The organism is Leifsonia psychrotolerans (genome assembly GCF_013410665.1).
In the GTDB taxonomy this organism is placed as follows: Bacteria; Actinomycetota; Actinomycetes; order Actinomycetales; family Microbacteriaceae; genus Cryobacterium; species Cryobacterium psychrotolerans_A.
Genome location: NZ_JACCFM010000001.1, coordinates 694,094 through 710,677 on the forward strand (window position 1 = coordinate 694,094; position 16,584 = coordinate 710,677).

Here is a 16,584-nt window from a genome sequence, read left to right on the forward strand (position 1 = left end):
TCACTGCGGCCTAGGCTGGGCGTGTGCCTGTGACGACCCGCCGTATTCCGTTGGAGGGCTGGTGGGACCCTGCGACAGTCTTCACCTGCCTGTACCGGAACGACAGCCATGCCTTTTGGCTGGACGCGGGTGCGGGTGCTACCCAGGGAATCAGCTATCTGGGCGCGGCATCAGGCTCCTCGCGTTTCGTGACAGAGTCTGTTGCCGACGGAACGGTTCGCATCACTGTTCCGGCGGCTCGAAACCACGAAGCGCGGGTTGTGCCGCAGACGATCTTCGACTTTTTGCGCGAGGACCTGGGCGATCATCGTGGCGAAAAAGAGCGCGAGGTGAGCTTCGAACTCGGCTGGGTCGGCTGGTTCGGTTATGAGCTCGGAGCCCAGACCGTCGGAACTCCCACTCATGCGTCGCGGCAACCGGACGCAGCGTTCCTCGACGTTGACCGAATGATTGCCTTCGATCATGCGACCCGCTCGGTTGAGTTGATTGTGCCTGCCGCAGACGGCGTCGATGAGAGTGCCGAGGAGAGCGTCGAGGCCTGGGTTGCCGACGTGATTGACCGCCTCGGTCGTGCAGCCGAGGTGGCGCTGGGCGCGCCGCAGCCCCCCGACGTCGTGGCCACCTGGCGGCATGACCCTGCCGCCTATCGCGAACTCGTGCTCGAATGCCAGAGCGCCATTTCGGCCGGAGACGCCTACCAGCTCTGCCTCACCAACGAGATTTCGCTGCCGGTACGGCCCGACCCGGTCGAGACTTACCTGCGGCTGCGCGCCGGCAGTCCAAGCCACCACGGCGGCCTGCTGCGCTTTGGCGAGTTCGCGCTCCTCAGCGCGTCGCCGGAGCAGTTCCTCAGCGTGACGTCGACCGGGCGGGTGACGACTAAGCCGATCAAGGGCACCCGACCGCGCGGGACAACCCTCGCCGCCGACGCCCGGCTGAACGCCGAACTGCTGGCGAGCGACAAAGAACGCGCCGAGAACCTGATGATCGTCGACCTCATGCGCAACGACCTGGGCCGCATTGCCGAACTCGGCACCGTGACCGTGACCAGCTTGCTCGCCGTTGAGAGCTACCCACACGTGCACCAACTCGTCAGCACAGTCGAAGCGCGCCTCGCCTGGGGCCTCACCGCGGTGGATGCCCTCGCAGCCTGTTTCCCGGCCGGTTCGATGACCGGAGCGCCGAAGGCCAGCGCCATGCGCATCCTGGACCGACTCGAGAACGGCTCACGCGGCATCTACGCCGGAGCCTTCGGCTATCTGGGGCGAGACGGCGCGCTCGATTTGGCCATGGTCATCCGCAGCATTGTGCTCGGGCCAGACGGCGCCTCGATCGGCACGGGTGGAGGCATCACGGCACTGTCCGATCCCGATGACGAAATCGAGGAGACGCGCATCAAGGCTGCGGCGCTGCTCGCCGTTCTCGGAGCCGGCACCGGAGGCGCAACGGGGCCACTCAGGGTTTAGTAACCTAGGGGAACGCTTCATCACCGCACCGAATGAGAGTCACGTGGCACACGAGCACGACAACACACCGACCGAGGCCGAGGGCGACATCTACGACTTCGCCGCACTTCAGGCGAAGTGGGCACCCGTCTGGGAAGAGCACGCTCCGTTCGCAACGAGCGACACCGACGACGCTCGCCCCCGCAAGTACGTGCTCGACATGTTCCCATACCCGTCCGGCGACCTGCACATGGGCCACGCCGAGGTTTACGCGCTGGGCGACATCGTTGCGCGCTACTGGCGTCACCAGGGCTACAACGTGCTGCATCCCATCGGTTGGGATTCCTTCGGCCTGCCCGCCGAGAACGCCGCGATCAAGCGCGGCATCGATCCGCGTGGCTGGACCTACGACAACATCGCACAGCAGAAGAAGAGCATGAAGCTCTATGCGGCATCGTTTGACTGGTCACGTGAGATTCACACCAGCGACCCCGAGTACTACAAGTGGAACCAATGGCTGTTTCTGCAGATGTACAAGAAGGGCCTCGCCTACCGTAAGGACAGCTGGGTCAACTGGGACCCGGTAGACCAGACTGTGCTCGCCAACGAGCAGGTGCTGGCCGACGGCACGAGCGAGCGCAGCGGCGCCGTGGTCGTGAAGAAGAAGCTCACGCAGTGGTACTTCAAGATCACGGATTACGCCGACCGTCTGCTCGACGACCTCGACCAGCTTGAGGGAGCGTGGCCGAGCAAGGTGCTGCAGATGCAGCGCAACTGGATCGGTCGCTCGATCGGCGCGGACGTCGACTTCGAGATTGAGGGTCGCGACGAGCGCGTCAGCGTGTTCACCACGCGTCCCGACACCCTGCACGGCGCGACGTTCATGGTCGTGGCTCCGGATGCCGACTTGGCCACCGAACTCGTGGCCACGGCATCCGATCAGATCAAGGCCGATTTCGCCGAGTACCTCGCGACGGTGCAGCACAGCACCGAGATCGAGCGTCAGGCCACCGACCGTGAGAAGACCGGTGTGTTCCTCGGTCGCTTCGCGATCAACCCGATCAATGGGGAGCGCCTGCCGATCTGGGCCGCGGACTACGTGCTGGCCGACTACGGGCACGGCGCGATCATGGCCGTGCCGGCGCACGATCAGCGCGACCTGGACTTCGCCCGCCGGTTCGACCTGCCCGTGCGTGTGGTCGTCGACGTGCCGAACACCGCAGAAGACGGTGCGACGAACGATCCCGCTGTCACCGGTACGGCGCTGGCCGGCAACGGCACGCTGATCAACTCGGGCCCGCTCGACGGCCTCGCCAAGAGTGAAGCCGTTCCCCGCTCGATTGAGATGCTCGAGGCCGCTGGAACCGGCCGTGCGACGAAAAACTACCGTCTGCGCGACTGGCTGATCTCTCGCCAGCGCTACTGGGGCACCCCGATTCCGATCATCCACGGTGCAGACGGCACCGAGATTCCGGTGCCTGAAGACCAGCTACCGGTGTTGCTGCCGCCCACCGAGGGGCTCGATCTGAAGCCCAAGGGAACCAGCCCGCTCGGCGGAGCGACCGAGTGGGTGAACGTTCCCAACCCGATCGACGGCAGCCCGGCCCTGCGCGATGCCGACACCATGGACACATTCGTCGACAGCTCGTGGTACTTCTTGCGCTTCCTGAACCCGAACGACGACACACAGGCGTTTGACCCGGAAGAGGCTCGCCGGTGGGCCCCGGTCGACCAGTATGTCGGGGGTGTCGAGCACGCCATCCTGCACCTGCTCTATGCCCGCTTCATCACCAAGGTGCTGCACGATCTGGGCTACCTGGATTTCGAGGAGCCGTTCAAGGCTCTGCTCAACCAGGGCATGGTCATTCTCGATGGCACGAAGATGTCGAAGAGCAAGGGCAACCTGGTCTACTTCACCGAAGAGATCGAACGTCACGGCGTCGACGCCGTGCGCTTGACGATGGCGTTCGCCGGCCCGCCGGAAGACGACATCGACTGGGCAGACGTTTCGCCGGTCGGCTCGGCGAAGTTCCTGGCCCGCGCCTGGCGGGTAGCCAAGGACGTCGCGAGCGCTCCCGGCATCGACCTCGCCACGGGCGACCTGGCACTGCGTCGTGTGACGCACAAGTTCCTGGCCGATGCGCCCGGACTGACCGAGGCGTTCAAGTTCAATGTCGTCGTTGCCCGCCTGATGGAGCTCGTCAACGTGACCCGCAAGACGATCGACACGGGCGCCGGTGCCGCGGATGCCGCGGTGCGCGAAGCAGCCGAGGTCACGGCCCTGGCCCTGAACCTGTTCGCCCCCTATGCAGCGGAAGACATGTGGGAGCGCCTCGGTTTTGAGCCCTTCGTGGCCCTCGCTCTCTGGCCGAAGGCAGACCCCACTCTGCTCGTCGAAGACTCGGTCACGGCCATCGTGCAGGTGGACGGCAAGGTGCGCGACAAGCTCGAGATCGCTCCGACGATCTCGGAAGCCGACCTTGAGGCGCTCGCCCGCGCGTCCGCCGGAGTCATCAAGTCGATCGGTGATCGCCAGATCGTCAAGGTGATCGTGCGTGCACCGCGCATGGTGAGTATCGTCACAAAGCCGTAGCCGGTTTCGCGTCACACGGGCTGTGGAGGCCGGACCCGTCCCGGCCTCCACAGCCCGTCGCTGTGCCGGCCTTCCACCGATTGCAGAGAATGTTGCAGGCCGTGGAACCGTGCGGCTTAGCCTGCCGGAATGGACGCTGCACCCGAGAACGACCCACTTTCACGGCTGCATCCGTCTGCCCGCATCGGATCTGCCCGCATCGGATATGCCCGCATACGCATCGGGGTCGGAGCCGCAATCGTTCTGCTCATCGGTGCACTCATCGTCGGCGTCATCGTGTCGGCGATCGGGCAGGCCGCGGGCAGTGAGACCGTCAGACCGGTTGCGCCGGTTGCGCCGGTTGCGCCGGTTGCGCCGGTTGCGCCGGGCGCGGATGCGGGGGCGCCGGGCACATCGACCGCTCGCCCACTGCCCGAGCAGCAGGCGATCATCTTCGTTCATGTACTGGGTGCCGTGCGTCGGCCCGGACTTCTCGAACTGCACGAGGGCGCCCGGGTCGTCGACGCGATCGCCGCGGCGGGGGGACTGACCGAGACGGCCGATCCGGCCGGTGCAAATCTGGCCAGGCTGGTCAGCGATGGCGAGCAGCTCTACCTTCCCGAGCTCGGTGAAATTCAACCGGGCGCACCCCCCGGAAGCTCCACCGGCGGCACCGGCGCGGAGGGAGTGCCGGCCGGCCGGGTGAACCTCAACACTGCGACGGCGGCCGAGCTTGAGACGCTGCCGCGCATCGGACCGGCTCTGGCGCAGCGTGTCATCGACTATCGCAACGCCAACGGGCGTTTCGCGAGCGTCGACGAGCTGCGCAACGTTGCCGGGTTTGGTCAAAAGACCTTCGATGGTCTGAAAGATCTGGTCACGACGTGAAGGCCGGGCCGCAGAGAACCGTTGATCTGCGTCTGGGTGGTCCGGCCCTGGCGGCTTGGCTCGCGGCAGGACTGTTGATTGCGACGCCGCGACCGGTCGTCGTGGTCGCCGCGGCGGTGCTCTGGGCCGCGGCAATCGGTATTCTGGTGCTGTTCGTGACCGTTCGCCGTCGTCGCGAGCGGCTGTTCACGCCGATGATCGTTTCGAGATCCCGTGAGCCGATGCCTGAAGGCGGTCTCGGCGTGTGGGCCGCGCTGGCCGTGGCCTGTGCTGTCGCGGCCCTCGTCGCCTCGGCCATTCTGGCCGAGGCGCCGAATCGGGTGCCGACCGCGCTGCGCACCGCGGCATCCGACCACGCCGTTGTCACGGCCACCCTCACCGTCTGGACTCTTCCCGTGGCGTCACAGTCGTTTGGCCCTGCGCCCGGGGGTGTGAGCGGCCCGTCGAACCAAGCCAGCCGCGGACGGTTCCGGGCGACCCTCAACACGCTCCGGAGCGGCGATGAACAGACGCGCATGTCGGCGCCCGTCCTGGTCTTCGCCACGCTCCCCGCCGATTCTTTACGCATCGGCGAACAGGTGCGGCTCACCGGCTCGCTCGTCCTGACGGATGCCGGTGACGCGGCATCCGCGCTGCTATTCGGTCGCAGCCCCGTCGAAGTCCTCACGGCGCCGGCGGGCTGGCTCGATTGGGCCAACACGCTGCGCAGCGGCTTTTCGGCTACTGCCGCTGGGCTGCCCGGCGATGGCGGTGACCTGCTGCCGGGCGTGGCGATCGGCGATACGAGCTCGGTGAGTGACGAGCTCGATTTGGCGATGAAGGCCAGTTCGCTCAGTCATCTGACAGCGGTTTCGGGGGCTAATTGTGCGGTGGTCATCGCCGGAATCATGCTGTTCGGGCGCCTGCTCGGGTTGCGACGGACCTGGCGTATCGTCGTCGCACTGATCGCCCTCGCGGGTTTCGTCGTGCTGGTGACGCCGGAACCGAGTGTGCTGCGGTCGGCCGTGATGGCCTCAGTCGTGCTGATCGTCGGCGGACTGGGCCGTCCGAGCCGTGGGGTGGCGACCCTGGGCCTTGTCGTCGTTGTGTTGCTGGTGGTCGACCCTTGGCTGAGCCGTAACTACGGCTTTGCGCTGTCGGTGCTCGCCACGGCCGGCCTGCTCGTGCTGGCGGGGCCGCTTACACGGTCGTTCAGCCGGTGGATGCCACAGCCCCTTGCAGCGGTCATCGCCATTCCCTTGGCGGCGCAACTCGCCTGTCAGCCGGTTCTACTCTTACTGTCGCCGACGCTGGCGCTCTATGGGGTGCCGGCCAATCTGCTGGCCGCTCCGGCCGCGCCGCTGGCCACCGTGATCGGGCTCGTAGCGTGTCTGGTGGGGCCGCTGTGGCCCGGTGCCGCCGCAGTATTGGCACACATCGCGTGGCTGCCGTCCGCGTGGATTGCCGCTGTTGCCCAGACGGTGAGCGGGCTGTGGGGAAATCGGATGCCGTGGCTCAGCGGGTTCGCGGGCGTGCTGCTGATCGCGGTCGTGACGGTGCTCGCCCTCGCCCTGCTGTTTCGGAGCGATGACCCAGGGCGATCAATTGAGCCCGAGCCCGAGCCCGAGCCCGAGCCGGAGCCGGACGGCGTGCCGGCCCGGCGGCGGCTCCTCGCCCGGTGGCCCGCCGCTGCATCGGCAATTCTTCTGATCGTCGCCGGCGGCTACCTCGGAACGCTCGCGGGTGCCGGCATCAGTCGGGCCGCATCCTTTCCGTCCACCTGGCAGATCGCCGCCTGCGACGTGGGCCAGGGAGATGCCGTGCTGGTGCGCGACGGCGAGCAGACGGCGTTGGTTGATGTGGGGCCAGACCCGACGCCGCTCGCGGCCTGCCTCGGCGAACTGGGCATTGACCGCATCGACCTGCTCGTGCTCAGTCACTACGATCTCGATCATGTCGGGGGTCTGAAGGCCGTGCTCGGTCGCGTCGACACCGCCCTGGTTGGCCCACCCGAGAACGCGAACGATGAGTGGTTGCACGACCGGCTTCGTGCCGGGGGAGCCGAGGTGCGAGTGGCGGCGCGTGGTGATGTCGGAACGCTGGGCGGCCTGCGCTGGGAGGTGCTCTGGCCGACTCGCTCCGGCACGGTCGCGTACGTGGGGAATGCCGGAAGTGTCACGGTGCAATTCGATGGGCGCGGCATCCGTTCGATCTTTCTCGGCGATCTCGGCGAAGAGTCGCAGAATGCCATGCGGGCGGCATCGCGGCCGGGTGCGGTCGACGTGGTCAAGGTGGCGCATCACGGTTCGGGTGATCAGAGCCCCGAATTCTATGCCGAATTGCAGGCGACGGTCGGGCTCATCTCGGTGGGGGCTGACAACGGCTATGGGCATCCGACGAAGCGGCTTCTCGATCTGTTGGCCTCGGTCGGCACCGTCGCGATGCGCACCGACCGGCAGGGGCTGACGGTGGTTGCGCCGTCAACTCAGGGCGACGGGGCGTTGACGGTGTGGACCGAACGACAGGCGCGCTCGAAATGATTGTCGCCGGCCCCGACTAGGCTGGAATGAGCAATCGAAAGGGGTCGCGTGGCGGCACGATCTGGCGCACGCGCCGCAGCACCGAGCAAGGCGGCGTCGAGTAAGGCAGCGATCCCACAGTTGGCGTGGCATCAGGTGCGTCCGGCGCCCATCGTTTTGGTCTCCGGCACCGAGACTGTGCTGGCCGAACGCGCCATCCGTCAATTGCGTGACTTTCTGAAGCTCGAAGACGCCAGCCTGGAGGTCAACGACATTCAGGCCGACAGTTATGCGCCGGGCGAACTCGTCACCGTCGCCAGCCCGTCGCTGTTTGACGAGCCCCGACTGATTCGGGTGAGCAACGTCGAGAAATGCAGTGATGCGTTCTTGGTTGAAGCGCTCGAGTATCTCGAGAACCCTGCCGAGGGCGCCTATGTTGTGCTGCGCCATGGCGGTGGGGTGCGCGGCAAGAAGCTGCTCGACACGATTCGTTCCGGGGCCGGTGGTGGCATCGAGATCGTCTGCGCCGAGCTCAAAAAGGACTCCGAGAAGTACGACTTCGCGACGGCTGAGTTCAAGGCAGCGGGCAAACGGGTCACCGCGAGCGCGTTGCGTGCTCTGGTCGGCGCGTTCTCCGACGATTTGGCGGAACTCTCGGCAGCCTGCCAGCAGCTCATCGCCGACGCCACCGCCGAGATCACCGAGACCACGGTCGACCGCTATTACGGTGGTCGGGTCGAAGCCAATGCGTTCAAGGTCGCGGATGCTGCCATTGCCGGCCGGTTGGGTGACGCCCTGGTGATTCTGCGCCACGCTCTCGCGTCCGGCGCGGACCCGGTTCCGATCGTCGCTGCGTTTGCCAGCAAGATTCGCACCATGGCGAAACTCTTCGGCGTGCGCGGCGGTTCCGGACAGCTGGCCGCACAGTTCGGTCTTGCCCCGTGGCAGGTCGAGCGCGCGCAGAAAGACCTGCGCGGTTGGTCCGACGAGGGTCTTGCCAACTGTATTCGTGCCCTCGCCGATGCCGATGCCAGCGTGAAGGGTGCCGGGCGAGACCCGGTCTTCGCTCTCGAGAAGCTCATTGGGATCATCGCGCGTCGCGGCGCCGAGTAGGCCGTCGCAGGCCAAGCCGTCGTAGGCCAAGCCGTCGTAGGGCAAGCCGTCGCAGGCACAAAAAAGCCCCCGTGATAACGGGGGCTTCTTTACAGCGCGCTTTAGAGAGCGTTGACCGTCTTCGAGATCGCGGACTTCTTGTTTGCTGCCTGGTTCTTGTGGATGACACCCTTGCTGGCTGCCTTGTCGAGCTTCTTCGAAGCAACGGCGAGGCTCGCGACGGCCTTGTCCTTGTCGCCAGCGGCGACGGCGACGCGGGTGGCGCGGATGGCGGTCTTGAACTCGCTCTTGACCGCCTTGTTGCGCTCCTGAGCCTTCTTGTTGGTGCCAATACGCTTGATCTGCGACTTGATGTTTGCCACGTTTATACGCTTTCGTTAGATTCTGATTTGGAGTTGCCGCGCGGCGGTAGAGGGGCGCTCTGCGGCGAAAGTCGTGTGGGGTGGGACCCAACACGCAAGTCAACAAGCAACGTTATCATCTTGTCGGCGATCGCGATAATCGGCGGTGGTCAGTGGGCCTCGATCAGCGCCTTCGCTGTGTCAAGATCAGGGCCCCGCTTCTGATCCTTGGCTGGGTGTGTGAAGAAGTCGAAGACAACATCGATTGGTCGATCGATCTGGATGCGGCGCGGAGCACTTGGCATATTCGTGATCCGATACTCGGGCCATGTGCCGGAGGCTATGTATCGGAGGCCATGTGTCGCGATGCTTTAGAACGGCGGTTTGTCGGGCAGTGGGGGTTCGGGTTGTGAGTGTCCGATGTAGCCGGTGGGGGTGCTGACGGTGACGGTGCCGTCGGCTGCTTTGGCGTATCGGATTTTGGAGTGGGTTTTGATTCGGTGGTCGGGGCTGCAGAACGGGAGCAGGTTGGCCAGGTTGGTTGGGCCGTGATCGCGTTCCCATTCGTGAACGTGGTCGATTTCGGCGGTTACGGCTAACCGGGTGCAGCCCTCGGCGGCGCAGGTGCCATAGATCGCGGCGAGCATGTCGCGTTGGGCTTTTGTGGGCCGGTATCGGGTGCGGTCGAAGTTGAGGATGGTGCCGTTGATCGGGTCGATGCCGACCCGGCGAAACGCGGGTGCGTCGTCGAAGAGTTGGGCTGCGGTGACGCTGTCGATCGGACCGTAGCCGTGCAGCACGGCCGGCTGGTCACTTTTCTGCAACAGGCCGAGGATCGGCACCAGCAGCAGCGGGCGCACTTTCGCGGCGGTCGGGGTGCCGTCACCGGCCAGCCAGGCCACGAACAGGTCGGCCCGGATCTGATCCCGGGAACGACGCGGGTGCCGGGCGGCGGCGTCCTGCCCGGCCCGGGCAACAAATTCGTGGGTTTCGGGGCCGGTCAGGCCGGCCCGCCGGACGGAACGGCGGGCGGCGGCCCGGGCGGTGGCGACGGCCTGTGTGCGTGCGGCGGTTTCGTCGCGGGCGATGCGTTTGGCTGTCGCGTTCAGTCGGGCGGTGATGCGGATGGCGTCGACGCCGCTGATGAACGCGCTCAACCAGGCCATCCCGTTCGGGGCCGGCTCAACACTCACCCTTCGTTCGGTCACGTCGCGGGCGTGGCGTTGTTCGGCCGGTTCGGCGCGGAGCCGGTCGGCCAGGGTGCGGGCCTTCTGCCGGAACACACCCGGCGTGAGCCTGGGGCCCTTGAGTGCCAGTTCGGTGTCGTAGGTGGCCACCCGGGCCGGGTCGGTCAGACCGGTCAGGAAGTGCACCGCAGCACTGGCCTGCGGGTAGCCGATCAGGCCGGCCTGGAACAACGCCCACACTTGTGGCAGGGACGCGGTGAGCACGTGGCCCTCGTGGGCGCGGGTGCGGACCAGTTCCGGGGTGAGGTGTAAGTGCAGGGCGGTGTCGAGGGCCGCGCAGCGCACAGCCAGGTCGACGGCGTCGGGTTGCAGCAGCCCGGATTCGGTGAGGTAGATGCTCGGGTTCTGTCGGGCCATCTCGATCACCGTCGTCAACGCCTCCAGGTGCGCGGCCATCGCCCGGTTCGCTTCCCGCGCCGCCACCTCGGCCGCGCCGATCGCAGTTCCGATCACCGCGACGGCTGTCGCCGTGGCCGCCACCCCGATCGATGTCGGCAAGAAGCTGACCAGATCCAGTGGGGCCGGGCCGGGCTCGGGACGGGAGGCGAGCGGGAACGCCGGACCGGCCGGGGACCCGGTTGCGGAATCGGCCATGGAACCGGCTGGCAGCTCGAGCCTGAGGCCGGCCGCCGGAGTGAGCCTGAGCTCGGCCGCAGAATTGAAGCCAGGGATGGTATCGAACCGAGGATCGTACTCCGCACCCAGCGCGAGGATGTTTGCCAGCCAGGCCTCATAGATCGGCCGCAACTCCGGCGCGTCCCACTCGGGCTCGTCCCACTCGGGCTCGTCCCGCCTCGCATCAGAGGCCGCAACCGCCCCCTCGTCCCGGGCTTGCCACTCCGTGGTGCTGAGCTTTCTCAGCGGGTCGAAGGGGGTTTGTCTCGGGACTTCTAGCGGGTCATCCATACCCCCATTTTAGAACATGAATACGAATCAGACAAGAGCATTCCTCACTAATCCCACCAAACATTCGAACAATGTTCGACGAATGGGGCGCGCCGGCTCTGAATTTCGAGGGACCAAGTATTCCGAGGGGTTCAGTGTGCAGAGGGGGTCCGTATTCAGAGGTGTTGAGCATTCAGAGCGGCCCAGCATTCAGAGCGGCTCAGCATTCAGAGCGGCTCAGCGTTTAGAAGGGTTCAGTATTCCGTTTCGGTGCATGTCCCAGTGACACCACGGAATCAGGGTTGGGGCTCGACGGCCCGACGGGTCCACGACGAACTCCACGTCTGAAGTCAGCGCACGCGACGGTTCCCAACCGCAGATCAGCGCACGCGACGGCAAGCGATTCGCGCCCGGTCACGCCGCCGAAAGGCGCCTAGCGACTGTCGCGACCACCGCAGTGAATCGTCCTGGCTGGGCAAGACTCGACAGGTGCGTGGCGCCGGGGATCAGCACACGAGTTCCGTTCTGGCACACCGCGCGAAAACGCCGCTCCTGTAGCCGGAACTGGTCGTAGCGCCCATTCACGAGCCAGACCGGCCCCGGATACGCCGCCAAATCCGCCAACGGGTGCAGGGTGCCCGTCGCGCGCAGGCCGGCATCCATGACGTCGAGTGCCACACCGCCGGCGAGTACATCGCGTTGCGCGGCCGCGGGCAATAATGCGCGCACTGCTGCGGTGTGCAGCCAGAGCCCGCGATCCGGTAGTCGATGGATGACCGCGGCCAACCCGCGGTACGCGGCCAATGGCCCGCCACGAGGAACCACGCAGCAGCCGGCAGCGATGAGTCCGGCCACCGCTTCCGGATGCCGCGCCGCATAGGCAATCGAGTAGTAGCCGCCGAGCGACAACCCGACGAGAAGCACCCGCCCGCCCAGGTCGCGCACACCGGCGTCGATGGCATTGAGCGCCCCGGCGACCGAAAATGTTTCGCCCAGTCGACTTCCGTGGCCGGGCAGATCGATCGCCAGTGCCCGGTGGCCCCTGCTCTGGAGGGCGTCGACTTGGTGGCGCCACATCGTGGCGGAGGTGCGGATGCCGTGCACGAAGAGAACCGCGACAGGCTCGCTCATCAGTTGCTTCTAATCGTTCCTGCCGCGCGAGCCGCGGCGACAGCCGAGGTGCGCGAGTTGACGCCCAACTTGGTGAAGATGTGCACGAGATGCGACTTTACGGTGGCCTCACTCAGAAACAGGTCGGCCCCGATTTCACGATTCGAACGCCCGGCGGCGACGAGCGCCAACACCTCGGTTTCTCGCAGCGTCAGCCTCGTCTCGGGCACGCGCGTGCGCGTGACAAGGCGTGAGGCGACGGCCGGAGCCAGTGCGCTCTCGCCGGCCGCAGCGGCACGTACGGCGGCCACGAGTTCGATCGGCGGGGCATCCTTGAGTAGAAACCCGCTCGCTCCGGCTTCGATGGCCCCCAGAATGTCGGCGTCGGTGTCGTAATTCGTGAGCACGAGCACGTGCGGTGCGTTCGATCGAGAGCGCACCTGCCGGGTCGCTGCGGCGCCTTGAAGTTCGCCCGGAAACTGCAGATCCATTAGAACGACGTCGGCGACACCCTGCGCGGCGAGTTCGACGGCCTCCTCGGCGGTGGTGGCCTCGGCGACCACCGAGAAGTCGGGCTCTGCCGAGAACAAGGCTCGCAGGCCGGCCCGCACCACCGGATGGTCATCGGCTAGAAGAAGTCGAATCATTCCTGGGCCTCCCATTCCGTGTCTGCAGAAGCGTCGGCGTCAGAAGCGTCGGCGTCGGCAGCAGCGTCTACAGCTTCAGGCCCCACCTCCCGCGGCTCTATTATCTCGTCCTCATCAAGCGGGAACGTCACGGCGAGCGCCGTTCCGTGGGCCGGCTGCGATTCGAGCACAAAACTGCCGCCCTGCTGCTCGACCCGTTGGCGAATGGCCATCAGGCCGAACGAATCGGGACGCCCGACGTCGGTCAGCGCCGCGACGTCGAAGCCCTGCCCGTTGTCGACCACGTCGAGCGCGATCTCATCGGGCATATAACTCAGCGTGATCTCGGCGCGCGTGGCGTGCGCATGCTGACTCACATTCGCCAGTGACCCCTGCGCGATGCGCAACAGTGTCGCCTCGAGGCGCATGGGCAGGGGCAGCGGGTCGCCCGTGATGTGCAGACTCACCGCGGTCTTCTCAGCACTCGGCGCCGCCGCAGCCGTGGCCGTCTCGACCAGACGGGCCAGCGCACCGGGCAGCGATTGGGTTTCCAGTGCTGGAGGGGTGAGCTCCCGGATGAAGCGGCGCGTCTCGTGCAGATTCGTGGCGGCCGTCTGCCGGGCCAGTTCCAGGTGGGCTCGCGCTGCGGCATCCGTCACGGTGCGCTCGGCGGCGTGGATGAGCAGCTGAATGCTGGAGAGCCCCTGCGCGACGGTGTCGTGGATCTCGCGCGCCAGACGTTCACGCTCGGCGATGGTGCCCGCCTGGCGCGAGGTGGCGGCCAGTTCGGCCCGGGTGGCCAGAAGATCGGCGATGAGCCGCTGACGTTCGTTCGCCTCGGCCAGCAGCGCCCGGTAGCCGAGACCGATGGCCACGGCCACGCCGGCGCCGATCAGCGGGCCGAGCACCGCGCCGAGACTCCAGCCGAGGTGGTAGCTGAGGGCCCAGACGGCGAGAATCACGCTCACGAGCACCGCCGGAATGGCGTAGCGCAGCCGCAGCACGTGCAGTTGCAGAAAGAAGAGAGGGAAGACGATATAGGACGCGTCGGGGGCGAGCACCGTGAGCGCGAGCCACAGAATCATGAGCGCGGTCAGCCAGACCGGAGTAATCCAGCGTTGGCTGTGCGTGCGAGCGAGCACGCCGCCCGCGGCGTAAACGCCGAGGAAGAGTCCGGCCAGAGCCACGATCACGCCCGGCAGCGGCCAGACGCCGAATGACGCCCGCACAATGACAAACAGGGTGAGCGCGACGATGAGGGTGTGCAATCCGATGCGGAGGCCGGTGAAGACCGGGGTCAGCGCGGAATGCGGCAGTCGAGCGCCGAGGGTTGCATCTGGGGTGGACATTGCCTTCAGCCTAATCAACGTGGCTCGCGCGGGGCATCCATCAAAGGAGTGAGGGTGCAGTAGGGTCGAGCGCGAGATCAGCGGAGCACGAAGGAGGCAATCAGATGGCGATCGCCTGGCGAAATATCGTGGCGATGCTCGCGAACCCTGACCTGCGGACGGCATACGCCGAAGTGATCCTGGCGGAGCACGCCGCCACGCCGCTGACCGACGCACAGCGCGCGACGGCGCTCGTGAAGTTGGAACGGTCCGGAATCTTGATCCGGAACGACGAGGGTGACCTCGCCGTTGATTCTGAGTCGTTGAGAGTGCTGCTCGCCGAGCCTGCCGACCGCCCCTCGAGAGAAGGCTTCCGTCGTTTTCTCCGCGCGGATGGGCGCATCGACAGGTTTCCTGCCACTCGCGACGAACGTCTGGCATTTCTCGAATGGCTCACAGCGCAAGCCTTCGTGCCAGGAGAAGTTCTCGTTGAGAAGCAGGTCAACCAGCGATTGAGCAGCCTCAGCGACGATGTCGCGCTGGTGCGCCGCTCCCTCATCGATCATGGGCTTCTGGAGCGCGCACCGGATGGTGGCTCCTACTGGCTGCCCGCGAAATAGGCTCGGTCGACGAAGTCGGCAGCCGAGACCGCCCCGTCATGGGAGAATGGGCAGATCATGTCACCGAGAGCTCTCAAGGCGCTTGAACCGGCCGCAACTGCCCCCGCGTTCATCCGTAACTTCTGCATCATTGCCCACATCGACCACGGCAAGTCGACCCTTGCCGACCGCATGCTGCAGATTACGGGCGTCGTCGACGACCGAGCCATGCGTGCGCAGTACCTCGACCGGATGGATATCGAGCGTGAGCGCGGCATCACTATCAAGAGCCAGGCCGTGCGGATGCCGTGGGAACTTGACGGTCAGACCTACGCGCTCAACATGATCGACACGCCTGGCCACGTCGACTTCAGCTACGAGGTCTCCCGCAGCCTGGCCGCCTGTGAAGGCGCGATTCTTCTCGTCGACGCGGCGCAGGGCATCGAAGCCCAGACCCTCGCCAACCTGTACCTGGCCCTCGAAAACGATCTGACGATCATCCCGGTGCTGAACAAGATCGACCTGCCCGCGGCCGACCCGGAGAAGTACGCGAAGGAGCTCTCCAGCCTCATCGGCGGCAGCCCCGACGATGTGCTGCGCGTCTCCGGCAAGACCGGAATGGGCGTTCCCGAACTCCTCGACCTGGCTGTCAGCCAGATTCCGGCGCCGAAAGGCAACGCGGATGCCCCGGCCCGCGCCATGATCTTCGACTCGGTGTACGACAGCTACCGTGGCGTCGTCACCTACGTGCGCATGATCGACGGTGAGCTGAAGCCGCGCGAGAAGATCCAGATGATGTCCACTCGGGCCACCCACGAGATCCTCGAGATCGGAGTCAGCTCCCCGGAGCCCACCCCGAGCAAGGGTCTCGGTGTGGGCGAGGTGGGCTACCTCATCACCGGCGTGAAGGACGTGCGCCAGTCGAAGGTCGGTGACACTGTCACCACGGCGGCCAAACCGGCCACCGAAGCATTGCCGGGTTACACCGAGCCGCAGCCGATGGTCTTCTCGGGTCTCTACCCGATCGACGGCAGCGATTTCCCGGTGCTGCGTGAGGCGCTCGACAAGCTCAAGCTGTCTGATGCCTCGCTGGTCTACGAGCCCGAGACATCCGTTGCTCTGGGCTTCGGGTTCCGCTGTGGCTTCCTCGGCCTGTTGCACCTCGAGATCATCACCGAGCGTCTGGAGCGCGAGTTCGACCTCGACCTGATCGCCACGGCGCCGAGCGTGCCGTATGAGGTCACCACCGATGACAAGCGCACCGTCACCGTGACGAATCCGAGCGAGTTTCCGAGCGGCAAGATCGCCAAGGTCGAGGAGCCGGTCGTTCGGGCCGCAATTCTCGCGCCGAAAGACTACGTCGGCGTCATCATGGAACTCTGCCAGGGCCGCCGCGGCGTGCTGCTCGGCATGGAATTCCTCGGTGAAGACCGGGTTGAGATTCGCTACACCATGCCACTCGGCGAGATCGTCTTCGATTTCTTCGACCAGCTGAAGAGCCGCACCGCCGGCTACGCCTCGCTCGACTACGAACCCACTGGCGAGCAGGAAGCAGACCTGGTCAAGGTCGACATTCTGCTGCAGGGCGAGCAGGTCGACGCGTTCAGCGCCATCGTGCACCGTGACAAGGCGTATGCCTACGGCGTGCTGATGACAACGCGACTGCGCGAACTGATCCCGCGTCAGCAGTTCGAAGTGCCCATTCAGGCCGCCATCGGAGCGCGCATCATCGCGCGTGAGAGCATCCGGGCCATCCGTAAGGACGTTCTGGCCAAGTGCTACGGCGGTGACATCAGCCGTAAGCGCAAACTCCTCGAGAAGCAGAAGGAGGGCAAGAAGCGCATGAAGATGGTCGGCCGGGTCGAAGTTCCTCAGGAAGCATTTGTTGCGGCGCTCACCGGAGATACCGAAAAGAAGAAAGAAAAGTAGTCT

The 16,584-nt window shown here is 65.9% G+C and carries 13 protein-coding genes; 7 read left to right on the forward strand and 6 right to left on the reverse strand.

The annotated features are described in order from the left end of the window. The first annotated feature begins 23 nt into the window (after positions 1-23). The 5 genes from HNR05_RS03135 (at position 24) to holA (ending at position 8,516) form a co-directional block, all read left to right on the forward strand. Positions 24-1,466, forward strand: a complete 1,443-nt coding sequence (locus HNR05_RS03135) for a chorismate-binding protein (RefSeq protein ID WP_179577701.1) — start codon at positions 24-26, stop codon at positions 1,464-1,466. 43 nt (positions 1,467-1,509) lie between these two features. Beyond that, positions 1,510-4,038 carry a leucine--tRNA ligase gene (leuS, locus tag HNR05_RS03140; RefSeq protein WP_179577702.1) on the forward strand — a complete coding sequence of 843 codons (2,529 nt, stop codon included), beginning with the start codon at positions 1,510-1,512 and terminating at the stop codon, positions 4,036-4,038. Between the two features lie 129 nt (positions 4,039-4,167). Next, positions 4,168-4,905 (forward strand): helix-hairpin-helix domain-containing protein, encoded by a 738-nt coding sequence (locus HNR05_RS03145; protein ID WP_179577703.1) that lies wholly within the window; start codon positions 4,168-4,170, stop codon positions 4,903-4,905. Further along, the gene (locus tag HNR05_RS03150) at positions 4,902-7,424 is read left to right on the forward strand and encodes a ComEC/Rec2 family competence protein (protein ID WP_179577704.1); all 2,523 of its coding nucleotides are present in this window, start codon (positions 4,902-4,904) and stop codon (positions 7,422-7,424) included. The genes HNR05_RS03145 and HNR05_RS03150 overlap by 4 nt, the downstream gene beginning before the upstream one ends. Before the next feature lie 48 nt (positions 7,425-7,472). Further along, on the forward strand, positions 7,473-8,516 hold the full coding sequence (holA, locus tag HNR05_RS03155; RefSeq protein WP_179577705.1) for a DNA polymerase III subunit delta: 1,044 nt from the start codon (positions 7,473-7,475) through the stop codon (positions 8,514-8,516). A 101-nt stretch (positions 8,517-8,617) separates the two neighbouring features. Here the strand turns inward: holA and rpsT are convergent, their stop codons facing one another. The 6 genes from rpsT to HNR05_RS03180 all read right to left on the reverse strand — a co-directional run bounded on the left by rpsT (position 8,618) and on the right by HNR05_RS03180 (position 14,074). After that, positions 8,618-8,878 carry a 30S ribosomal protein S20 gene (rpsT, locus tag HNR05_RS03160; protein ID WP_179577706.1) on the reverse strand — a complete coding sequence of 87 codons (261 nt, stop codon included), beginning with the start codon at positions 8,876-8,878 and terminating at the stop codon, positions 8,618-8,620. Positions 8,879-9,027: 149 nt separating this feature from the next. Beyond that, positions 9,028-9,162, reverse strand: coding sequence for a hypothetical protein (locus tag HNR05_RS17725; protein WP_281369784.1), 135 nt, complete (start codon positions 9,160-9,162; stop codon positions 9,028-9,030). Between the two features lie 66 nt (positions 9,163-9,228). Further along, positions 9,229-11,010 (reverse strand): HNH endonuclease signature motif containing protein, encoded by a 1,782-nt coding sequence (locus HNR05_RS03165; protein ID WP_179577707.1) that lies wholly within the window; start codon positions 11,008-11,010, stop codon positions 9,229-9,231. A gap of 393 nt (positions 11,011-11,403) precedes the next feature. Then, on the reverse strand, positions 11,404-12,120 hold the full coding sequence (locus tag HNR05_RS03170; protein WP_179577708.1) for an alpha/beta fold hydrolase: 717 nt from the start codon (positions 12,118-12,120) through the stop codon (positions 11,404-11,406). Continuing rightward, positions 12,120-12,746, reverse strand: coding sequence for a response regulator transcription factor (locus tag HNR05_RS03175; RefSeq protein WP_179577709.1), 627 nt, complete (start codon positions 12,744-12,746; stop codon positions 12,120-12,122). Before HNR05_RS03175 ends, HNR05_RS03170 begins: the two co-directional genes overlap by 1 nt. Then, positions 12,743-14,074: a sensor histidine kinase gene (locus HNR05_RS03180; protein WP_179577710.1), complete on the reverse strand. Its 1,332-nt coding sequence runs from the start codon at positions 14,072-14,074 to the stop codon at positions 12,743-12,745. Before HNR05_RS03180 ends, HNR05_RS03175 begins: the two co-directional genes overlap by 4 nt. A 104-nt stretch (positions 14,075-14,178) precedes the next feature. Here HNR05_RS03180 and HNR05_RS03185 point away from each other — a divergent pair, with 104 nt between their 5' ends. Continuing rightward, the gene (locus HNR05_RS03185) at positions 14,179-14,673 is read left to right on the forward strand and encodes a DUF2087 domain-containing protein (RefSeq protein ID WP_179577711.1); all 495 of its coding nucleotides are present in this window, start codon (positions 14,179-14,181) and stop codon (positions 14,671-14,673) included. A 57-nt stretch (positions 14,674-14,730) separates the two neighbouring features. Then, positions 14,731-16,581 carry a translation elongation factor 4 gene (gene lepA / locus HNR05_RS03190; protein WP_179577712.1) on the forward strand — a complete coding sequence of 617 codons (1,851 nt, stop codon included), beginning with the start codon at positions 14,731-14,733 and terminating at the stop codon, positions 16,579-16,581. Positions 16,582-16,584: the final 3 nt, after the last annotated feature.